The sequence below is a fragment of the Rhodoferax sp. genome (assembly GCF_028689305.1).
GTDB lineage: Bacteria > Pseudomonadota > Gammaproteobacteria > Burkholderiales > Burkholderiaceae_C > Rhodoferax.
Genome location: NZ_JAQTWM010000074.1, coordinates 1 through 9,558, shown reverse-complemented (window position 1 = coordinate 9,558; position 9,558 = coordinate 1). Strand labels below are relative to the sequence as shown.

Here is a 9,558-nt window from a genome sequence, read left to right as displayed (position 1 = left end):
CGGCGTCGTCACCGACCCAAAGTTCAAACAGATCACCCAGAATAAACAGCGCATCGGCCCGGGTGCTGGCCAGGTACTGCTGGCAGGCACGCCATGTTGGTGCCTGGGCGGCTTGCAGGTGCAGGTCCGAGATGAATTCGACCACGCGCCAGTGTGCCGGCGCCTGCAGGACCGGCCAGGCCAGACCCGCAGGAGAGGGCGGCCCGACGGGTGTCATGGTGTGGGCCGGGTTTTACAGTGCAACGGCTTTTTCGATGACCACGTCTTCCACCGGCACGTCGTCGTGGTAACCCTTGCGGCTGGTTTTCACGGCCTTGATCTTGTCCACCACGTCGGTGCCACCCACCACCTTGCCAAATACGGCATAGCCCCAGCCTTGGGCGCTGGGAGCGGTGTGGTTCAGAAAACCGTTGTCAGCCACGTTGATGAAAAACTGGGCGGTGGCCGAATGCGGGTCGCTGGTGCGGGCCATCGCCACGCTGTATTTCACGTTTTTCAGGCCGTTGTTGGCTTCGTTGGTGATCGGGGCCTCGGTGCTCTTTTGCGCCATGCCAGGTTCCATGCCGCCGCCTTGGATCATGAAACCGGGGATGACGCGGTGAAAAATGGTGTTGTTGTAGTGGCCCTTGTTGACGTAGTTCAGGAAATTGGTCACCGAAGCGGGGGCCTTGTCCTGATCGAGTTCAAGGGTGATGACGCCGTGGTTGGCAATGTGGAGTTCGACTTGGGGGTTGCTCATGATTTATTTCACCAGGGTTGCAGAGTTGATAAGAACAGGCGTTTTGGGCACGTCTGTCGGAAAGGGGCCGCCAGCGCCGGTGGGGGTGGCCTTGATTTTTTCCACCACCTCCATGCCGGAGATGACACGGCCAAACACGGTGTAGCCATACAGTTGGCGGGCGTTGAGCAGCTCAGCGCGCGGGGTGTTTTTGTACACCTCGCCACGGTATTCAAACTGTGGCACCGGGTCGCCCGGGGGGATCGGCACCGGGTCGAGGAAGGCATTGGCCTTGACGTTGATGAAAAACTGCGCCGTGGCGGATTGCGGGTCGGCGGTGCGCGCCATGGCCAGGGTCCCGGGAGTGTTGCGCAGGCCTTTTTCCAGGGCCTGGCGGCCTTCGTGCTCCACCGGTGCCCGGGTGGGTTTTTGCACGTAGCTGGCGTCAAAACCGCCGCCCTGGATCATGAAGTTGTTGATGACCCGATGAAAAATCGTGCCGTCGTAGTGTTTGTCCTTGACGTACTGCAGGAAGTTGGCCACCGTCTTGGGGGCTTTGTCGGGGTAGAGCTCGACCACAAAGTCACCCGCCGAGGTGGTGAACTTGACCTGCGGCGCGGTTTCGGCCAGCGCCGATGTTGCTATTGAATAAATAGCTGCCGAGGTAAATAATACGCGGGCTAGCGTGCTAATTTTCTTGAAAAATATCACATCACACTTTCATAAAAAATGGTCCATTCACCGCCACGGCGGCCCCAGTATTGGCGCTTGTTGGCGCCGCTACGCTGGCCGGCGGCCACCTCTCCGAAACTCACCACCATGGTTTCCTCGGTGTCCTGCCAGTGCAGCAGCGACAGATCCTTGATGGCCAGTTCACGCCCCTTGGTCTGGGCGACTTCGCGTTGCAGGGTGGGTAGCCATTCCACCAGCTTTTTGCCACTGTTGTTGAAATCAGGGGCATAAAAATGATTGAGTTCACCCAGTTGGCCGGCGGACTTGGCCTTGAGCCAGGCATTCAGGCGCGACTCGAACTGGCTGGCCTGCGCCCGGGTGCTTTGGGGTGGAACCCACTTGAGCTGGTTGGAAATCACCACCGGTGTGGTGCGGATGGCCACGGTCCTGATGATGCGCTGCAGGTCCGGGTTGGCCACCACCACGCAGCCGTCACTGGCCAGCGGCGGACGCGAGAACTGGCCCGGTGGTGTGCCGTGCAGCCAGATCCCGCCGCCGGTCTTGCCGCGTTTGATGTCCAGCACATTTGGATAGTTGATTGGCAGCGCGCCGGCGCCATAAAAGTCCTTGAGCGTTTTCGGGTCCAGCTGGCTGGTGATGAAGTACACCCCCAGCGGCGTGCGCTGGTCACCTTCGGCCTTTTTCTCCACGCCCAGCTTGCCGATGGAAATGTAGTAGTCGGCGATCAGTGCCAGACCGTTGCTGCGGTTTTCAAACAGGTAGAGCCGCGCACGTGAGGTGTCCACCGCAATGGCGTGTTTGCTGCGCGGTGACATCAGCAGGAATTCCGAGGGAATGGTTCCTGGCGGAGGGCGTTCGGTCAGGGCTTTGAGCCGCATGGCGGACTCCGAGCGCAACTCGGCCAGGGCGGCCGCGTTGGCCTTGAGCTGCTCCGTCGGCACGTCGCCAAAGGTTCTGATCGGACGCATGCGCGCCGACAGCAGGTCGCCATAGACCAGCTGGGCCAGCGCGAAACTCGGATAGTCGGCCACCAATTGGCGCGCCTTGTCCAGGGCGACCTGGGTCTGGGCTTTGCCGATCAGGCGGTAAATCTCGATCAGGCGGGCTTCGGCCAGGCCGTCCTGGGTTGTCGCGGCTGGCTTTTTGGCCGGGGTCTCGCGGTGTGTGGTTTTCTTGTGGGCCGTGCGTGCCATGGCCTGACCTGCGCCCAGGGTGGCCAACAGGATCAGTGCGAACAGGGCAAGAACAAACTTCAACGACATGGTGTGCAACCACAAGGCCGGGCGCAGCCCGTGCTGCCAGGGAGCCCCGCCAAACAGCCGACCGGGTTTCAATTGCCGGTGGCTTCCCGGGTGATCAGCCACCGGTTGGCGGTCTTTTGCAGCTCCAGCGTTTTGCGGCTGGACACCGACAGGGCGTCGGCCTTGTAGGCCTGGCGGAATTTGGCCACCGCCTTGTCCCCTTTGATGTCCACTTTGAGTTCGCTGAGCTTCACACTGATGTGGGACTTGCCCATGATGCGGTCACGCCGGTCCTGTTCCCAGGCACTGCGGGTCTGTTTGCCCGGTGGGTCGAATTCGGAGCCATAGGCGCCCAGGTAGGTCGACATGTCCTTGTTGGACCAGGCTTGGGCCCAGGCCATCACGGCGGCTTCCACCGCGCTGCTGTTGTCAGCAGCCGCCGGCGGCACAGATGCCGGCTTGGTCGGTGCAGCTGGTGTCGGGGTTGGTTTGGCGTTGGCGCTGGTGGCCGGGGCAGCCGCCACTGGCAGGGGCTCCACCACCGGTGCCGCCGGCGTGCTGGCGGTTGCCGGGGCCTTGACTGGACGCTCATTGGCCAGGTTGGGCTTGAAGACTTCACGGATCAGTGCCAGTTTGGGGGGCACGGCGACGTTGCTGTTGTCCAGTTGCAGGGCCTTGTTGTAGGCCTGGCTGGCCAGCCGGGCGTACACATCGCCAATGTTCTCGTGGGCGGTGGCATAACTGGGGTTGGTGCGGATGGCCATTTCCAACGCCACCCGCGCCTTGTCATACTGACCCTGGCCGGCATACAGCACCGCCAGGTTGTTGTAGGGCTCGGGCAGTTCCGGGTAGTCTTCGGTGAGTTTGGTGAAGATGGTGATGGCCTCGTTGGTCTTGCCCAGATGGCGCTGGATGACCCCCTTGAGGAAACGCATCTGCGGGTCTGCCGGCTTGCTGGCCAGGAAACCATCCACTTTGGTCAAGGCTTCGGTGAACTTGTTGGCGCGCAGCAATTGGCTCACGTCGCCGTATTCATCCGCAAAAGCGGTGCTGGCCAGGCAAACACTGGCCAGGGTCAGCAAGCGCAGGGTCTTGAAAATGGCAGTTCGGGCTTGTTTCATGGGCGCAAATGGTTGGGAATGGGAAGCCGACAGGTTCGGCAACTGGCCCCGGCAGGGCTTTATACTGGGCTCGATTGTAGCCGAGGGGGTGCATTTTCAGCATCCGTTGCCGGGTAGCGTGCTGGCCCGAAACACTTCGCCAGCAGCACCTGCCCGCACGGCGTACACCCTACAGATAACCTGATTTTTGATCGAATCGTCGTCACCCATGAGTTTGCGTATTTTCAACACGCTGTCGCGTGAACTGGAACCTTTTTCACCACTTGAGCCGGGCCACGTGCGCATGTATGTGTGCGGCATGACGATTTATGACCTGTGCCACATCGGCCACGCGCGCATGATGATGGCCTTTGACGTGGTGCAGCGCTGGTTGAAGAGCAGTGGTTACCGCGTGACTTATGTGCGCAACATCACTGACATTGACGACAAGATCATCAAACGTGCCGTTGAGCGTGGCATCACCATCCGCGCCCTGACCGACGAGATGATCGAGGCCATGCACACCGACATCGCCCAGCTGGGCATCGAGCCGCCCACGCTGGAGCCGCGCGCCACCGAGTACGTGCCGCAGATGCTTGACCTGATCAAACAGCTCGAAGCCAGGGGCCTGGCCTACAAGGCCAGCAGTGGTGACGTGAACTACGCCGTGCGCAAGTTCCCAGGCTACGGCAAGCTGTCGGGCAAGTCGCTCGACGAGTTGCGTGCCGGCGAACGGGTGGCGGTGCAGGACGGCAAGGACGATCCGCTGGACTTTGTGCTGTGGAAGGCCGCCAAAGAGAGCGAACCCGACGATGCCAAGTGGGATGCCGATGCCTTGGGGTTTGGTTATGGCAAAGGCCGCCCGGGCTGGCACATCGAATGTTCGGCCATGAGTTGCCAGAACCTGGGTGAAACCTTTGACATCCACGGCGGTGGCGCTGACCTGCAGTTTCCCCACCACGAAAACGAGATCGCCCAGAGTGAAGGGGCCAGCGGCAAACCGCCGGCCAGGTTCTGGGTGCACAACGGCTTTGTGCGGGTGGACAACGAAAAAATGTCCAAGAGCCTGGGCAATTTCTTCACCATCCGCGATGTGCTGGCCAAGTACCAGCGCGAAACCGTGCGTTTTTTCCTGATACGCACCCATTACCGCACCGCGCTCAACTACAGCGACGCCCACCTGAATGATGCCCACACGGCACTCAAGCGCCTGTACACCGCGCTTGACCTAGTGGCTCCAGCCGCGGTGACCATCGACTGGGCCGAGCCGTTTGCTGCGCGCTTCAAGGCCGCCATGGACGATGACTTTGGCACGCCGGAGGCGGTGGCGGTGCTGTTTGACCTGGCCAGCGAGGTCAATCGCACCCGTTCTGCCGAGTTGGCGGGTCTGCTCAAGGCGCTGGGCGGCTGCCTGGGGCTGTTGCAGGACGATCCACGGGCCTTCCTGCAAGCCGGTGCCGGTCTGGACGAGGACGCCATTGCCGCCCTGATCGCCCAGCGCGCAGCGGCCAAGGCGGCGAAAAATTTTGCCCAAGCCGATCAGATCCGCCAGCAGCTGCTGGCGCAGGGCATTGTGCTCAAGGACTCGGCAGTGGGTACCACCTGGGAAGCGGCTCAATGACCTGTGTTGTGATGTTTTTGACCTCTAGCCCGCGTTGAATCAGTCATGTTAGCTACTGAATCAATAGCAAACTGCGTTGCGACTCCAGCTTACTGGACGGATGCCTGCAAACATCTGATGAAAAAAGACCGGGTCATGAAGCGGCTGATCCCGCAGTTCGGCCAGGCCTGCCTGCAAAGCCGCGGGGATGCGTTTGTCACGCTGGCGCGCAGTGTGGTTGGGCAGCAAATCTCGGTCAAGGCGGCGCAGACGGTGTGGGACCGTTTTGCCAAGCTGCCGGCACAGATGACACCGGCGCAGGTGCTGCGGCTCAAGATTGACGACATGCGCGCTGCCGGCCTGAGTGCGCGCAAGGTGGAATATCTGGTGGACCTGGCGCTGCATTTTGACAACGGGGTCGTGCATGTGGATGCCTGGACCGGCATGGACGACGAGGCCATCATTGACGAACTGGTGGCCATTCGCGGCATCGGCCGCTGGACGGCCGAGATGTTCCTGATCTTTCACCTGATGCGTCCCAACGTGTTGCCGCTGGATGATGTGGGCTTGATCAACGGCATCAGCCGGTGTTATTTTTCGGGCGATGTGGTGAGCCGCAGCGATGCGCGTGAGGTGGCCCAGGCCTGGTCGCCCTACCGCACGGTGGCAACTTGGTATATTTGGCGGTCGTTGGATCCGCTGCCGGTGGCCTATTAGGCCGGGCGGACCGATCAGGATTTGCGCGACGAATTGGCACCGACCCCTGCGGCTCAAGCGCTGGGGCAGACCATGAAAAAAGGAATTTGTATGGCTAAAAAGACATTTCTCGACTTTGAGACGCCGATTGCCGAGCTGGAAAACAAGATCGAAGAATTGCGCTATGTGCAAACTGAGTCGGCGGTGGACATTTCCGCTGAAATCGGCCAGCTTGCCAAGAAGAGCCAGCAGCTCACGAAGGACATCTACAGCGACCTGACCCCCTGGCAGATCACCAAAATTGCCCGCCATGCCGAGCGGCCCTACACGCTGGACTATGTGTCCGACATCTTCACCCATTTTGTCGAACTGCACGGTGACCGCCATTTTGCGGACGACCTGAGCATCATCGGCGGCCTGGCGCGCTTCAACGGCACCCCCTGCATGGTGATTGGCCAGCAAAAAGGCCGTGACACCAAGGAGCGTGGCCTGCGCAATTTCGGCATGAGCAAGCCCGAGGGTTACCGCAAGGCCCTGCGTCTGATGAAAACCGCCGAAAAATTCAAGCTGCCGGTGTTCACTTTTGTCGACACCCCGGGCGCCTATCCCGGCATTGATGCCGAAGAACGCGGCCAGTCCGAGGCCATTGGCCGCAACATCTTCGAGATGGCGCAACTGGAAGTGCCGGTGATCGTCACCATCATCGGGGAAGGCGGCTCCGGCGGCGCGCTGGCGATTTCGGTGGGCGACCAGGTACTGATGCTGCAGTACTCGATCTACTCCGTCATCAGCCCCGAGGGCTGTGCGTCGATTCTCTGGAAAACCTCCGAAAAAGCCGAAGAAGCCGCTGCGGCGCTGGGTATCACGGCGCATCGCCTCAAAGCCCTGGGTGTGGTCGACAAGATCGTCAATGAACCCGTCGGTGGTGCCCACCGCGACCCCAAACAAATGGCCGCGTTCCTCAAACGCGCCCTGGCCGACGCCTATCGCCAGGTCAGCGACCTCAGCGTTTCGGAGCTGCTGGAGCGCCGGTTCGAGCGGCTGCAGAGTTACGGTCGTTTCACCGACATCAAGTCCGGCAAGTGAACGTCAGCCGGGGCACCGGCCAGCGGCGCATCAGGAGCGTTTGTGACCCTGTCTGTCCCCCAGGCGATGGCGCGTTTTGCGCCCCAGTTGCCGCTGGCAGTCGCCTACAGCGGCGGCGCTGATTCCACCGCCTTGCTGCTGGCTTGCGCCCAGCACTGGCCGGGGCAGGTCAGCGCATGGCATGTGCATCATGGCCTGCAAGCCGCTGCCGATGACTTTGAAGCGCATTGCCGGCGGTTTTGTGCCGAACTGAAAGTGCCGCTGACCGTGCAGCGGGTGGACGCGCGGCACCAAGCCGGACAAAGCCCAGAAGACGCCGCCCGGCGTGCCCGTTACCAGGCTTTTGAGGCTCTAGCCCGGATAAATCAAGCACATAAAGCTATCAAAACAATAGCAATTGCACAACATGCCGACGACCAGGTGGAAACCCTGCTGCTGGCGCTGAGCCGTGGCGCCGGACTACCTGGCCTGAGCGCCATGCCCCAGCGCTGGACCCGCGACGGTATGGATTACCAGCGCCCGTTCTTGCAGGTCAGTGCTGCTGACATTCGCCATTGGCTGGCCGGGCGGGGCGTGGCGTTTGTGGACGATCCGAGCAACAGCGATGAGCGCTTCACGCGCAACCGCATCCGTGCCCGACTGCTGCCGGCGTTGCAACAGTGTTTTCCGCATTTCCGCGACACCCTGGCGCGCAGCGCCGCCCACGCGGCCCAAGCCCAGGCGCTGCTGCTGGAGGTGGCGGCCCAGGATCTGGCCCTGGTGGGGGTGCCCCCCCGGCTCAAAGCGCTGCAGACGCTCAGCCAGCCCCGGCTGGCCAATCTGCTGCGGTACTGGTTGGCCAGCACCTGCCAGGTGACGCCCAGCGCGGCCCAGCTTGACGAATTGATGCACCAGATTGCCGCCTGCCGCACCCGCGGCCACGCCCTGCATTTGAAGGTCGGCCATGGCTTTTGTGTCAGGCGTGGCACAGAGCTGCATTGGTACAATCCCTAGGTTTTAACGCCAACCTATCCCCATAATGTCCCTGATTGTTCACAAATACGGCGGCACGTCGATGGGCTCGACCGAGCGCATCAGCAATGTCGCCAAGCGCGTTGCCAAGTGGGCGCGCGCCGGCCACCAGATGGTGGTGGTGCCCAGCGCCATGAGCGGCGAAACCAATCGCCTGCTGGGCCTGGCCAAAGAACTGGCTCCCGGTGCCTTGACCGATGCCTATTACCGCGAACTCGATATGCTGGCCGCTACCGGCGAGCAGGCTTCCAGCGCGCTGCTGGCCATTGCGCTGCAGGCCCAGGGGCTGGAGTCGGTCAGTTATGCCGGCTGGCAGGTGCCGATTCGCACCAACAGCGCCTACACCAAGGCGCGGATCGAGTCGATTGACGACGCCCGCGTGCGCGCCGATCTGGCGGCTGGCAAGGTGGTGATCGTCACCGGCTTCCAGGGGCTGGACGATCTGGGCAACATCACCACCTTGGGCCGTGGTGGCTCTGATACCTCGGCCGTCGCCGTGGCGGCGGCCCTGAAGGCCGACGAATGCCTGATCTATACCGACGTGGACGGCGTTTACACCACCGATCCGCGGGTGGTGCCCGAGGCACGCCGCCTGCACACCATCAGCTTTGAAGAAATGCTGGAAATGGCCTCCATGGGCTCCAAGGTGCTGCAGATCCGCTCAGTCGAATTTGCCGGCAAGTACAAGGTCAAGCTGCGGGTGCTCTCCAGCTTCACACCCTGGGATATCGACATTGTTGAAGAAGCCAAGTCTGGCACGCTGATTACTTTTGAGGAAGATGAAAACATGGAACAAGCCATTGTTTCCGGCATTGCATTCACCCGCGATGAAACCAAGATTTCCGTGTTGGGCGTGCCCGACAAGCCCGGTATTGCCTACCAGATCCTGGGCGCCGTGGCCGATGCCAATGTCGAGGTCGACATGATCATCCAGAACATCAGCAAGGACGGCAAGACCGATTTCAGCTTTACCGTCAACCACGGCGACTATGCCAAAACCATGGATTTGCTGAAAAACGTGGTGGTGCCCAAGCTCGGTGCCCAGGAAGTGGTGGGCGACACCAAGATCTGCAAGGTGTCGATTGTCGGCATCGGCATGCGCAGCCACGTGGGGGTGGCCAGCACCATGTTCCGTGTGCTCAGCGAAGAGGGCATCAACATCCAGATGATCTCCACCAGCGAAATCAAGACCTCGGTGGTGATTGACGAGAAGTACATGGAACTGGCAGTGAAGGCATTGCACAAGGCTTTTGAACTGGATCAGGCGCCGGCCTGACAAAACAGCCCCAAGTCGTGACATAATCGCGGCTCTGATTTTCAGGAAACGTGACCGAGTGGCCGAAGGTGCTCCCCTGCTAAGGGAGTATGGGGTGTAGAGCCTCATCGAGGGTTCGAATCCCTCCGTTTCCGCCA

At 61.3% G+C, this 9,558-nt stretch carries 9 protein-coding genes, 1 tRNA gene and 1 pseudogene; 6 read left to right on the top strand and 5 right to left on the bottom strand.

Going from position 1 to position 9,558, the window contains the following annotated elements; all coding sequences use genetic code 11:
• The 5 genes and pseudogenes from PHW99_RS13990 to PHW99_RS13970 form a co-directional block, all read right to left on the bottom strand.
• Positions 1–217 (bottom strand): annotated as a pseudogene (locus tag PHW99_RS13990) (UDP-2,3-diacylglucosamine diphosphatase); the annotation flags it as partial.
• 15 nt (positions 218–232) lie between these two features.
• Complete coding sequence (locus PHW99_RS13985) at positions 233–739, bottom strand: peptidylprolyl isomerase (protein WP_300178697.1); 507 nt, start codon at positions 737–739, stop codon at positions 233–235.
• Between the two features lie 3 nt (positions 740–742).
• Positions 743–1,372 carry a peptidylprolyl isomerase gene (locus PHW99_RS13980; protein ID WP_300178718.1) on the bottom strand — a complete coding sequence of 210 codons (630 nt, stop codon included), beginning with the start codon at positions 1,370–1,372 and terminating at the stop codon, positions 743–745.
• Positions 1,373–1,425: 53 nt separating this feature from the next.
• On the bottom strand, positions 1,426–2,673 hold the full coding sequence (locus PHW99_RS13975) for a L,D-transpeptidase family protein (RefSeq protein ID WP_300178695.1): 1,248 nt from the start codon (positions 2,671–2,673) through the stop codon (positions 1,426–1,428).
• A 68-nt stretch (positions 2,674–2,741) separates the two neighbouring features.
• The gene (locus tag PHW99_RS13970; RefSeq protein ID WP_300178692.1) at positions 2,742–3,773 is read right to left on the bottom strand and encodes a tetratricopeptide repeat protein; all 1,032 of its coding nucleotides are present in this window, start codon (positions 3,771–3,773) and stop codon (positions 2,742–2,744) included.
• A gap of 208 nt (positions 3,774–3,981) precedes the next feature.
• On the opposite strand from PHW99_RS13970, the gene cysS reads away from it, so the two are divergent.
• The 6 genes from cysS to PHW99_RS13940 all read left to right on the top strand — a co-directional run bounded on the left by cysS (position 3,982) and on the right by PHW99_RS13940 (position 9,558).
• Positions 3,982–5,373, top strand: coding sequence for a cysteine--tRNA ligase (cysS, locus tag PHW99_RS13965; RefSeq protein WP_300178689.1), 1,392 nt, complete (start codon positions 3,982–3,984; stop codon positions 5,371–5,373).
• A gap of 45 nt (positions 5,374–5,418) precedes the next feature.
• Positions 5,419–6,069, top strand: a complete 651-nt coding sequence (locus PHW99_RS13960) for a DNA-3-methyladenine glycosylase 2 family protein (protein ID WP_300178686.1) — start codon at positions 5,419–5,421, stop codon at positions 6,067–6,069.
• Positions 6,070–6,159: 90 nt separating this feature from the next.
• Positions 6,160–7,134, top strand: a complete 975-nt coding sequence (locus PHW99_RS13955; RefSeq protein WP_300178683.1) for an acetyl-CoA carboxylase carboxyltransferase subunit alpha — start codon at positions 6,160–6,162, stop codon at positions 7,132–7,134.
• Positions 7,135–7,200: 66 nt separating this feature from the next.
• Complete coding sequence (gene tilS, locus PHW99_RS13950; RefSeq protein ID WP_300178715.1) at positions 7,201–8,127, top strand: tRNA lysidine(34) synthetase TilS; 927 nt, start codon at positions 7,201–7,203, stop codon at positions 8,125–8,127.
• A 25-nt stretch (positions 8,128–8,152) separates the two neighbouring features.
• Positions 8,153–9,421 carry an aspartate kinase gene (locus PHW99_RS13945; RefSeq protein WP_300178679.1) on the top strand — a complete coding sequence of 423 codons (1,269 nt, stop codon included), beginning with the start codon at positions 8,153–8,155 and terminating at the stop codon, positions 9,419–9,421.
• 44 nt (positions 9,422–9,465) lie between these two features.
• Positions 9,466–9,558: transfer RNA gene (locus tag PHW99_RS13940), tRNA-Ser, on the top strand.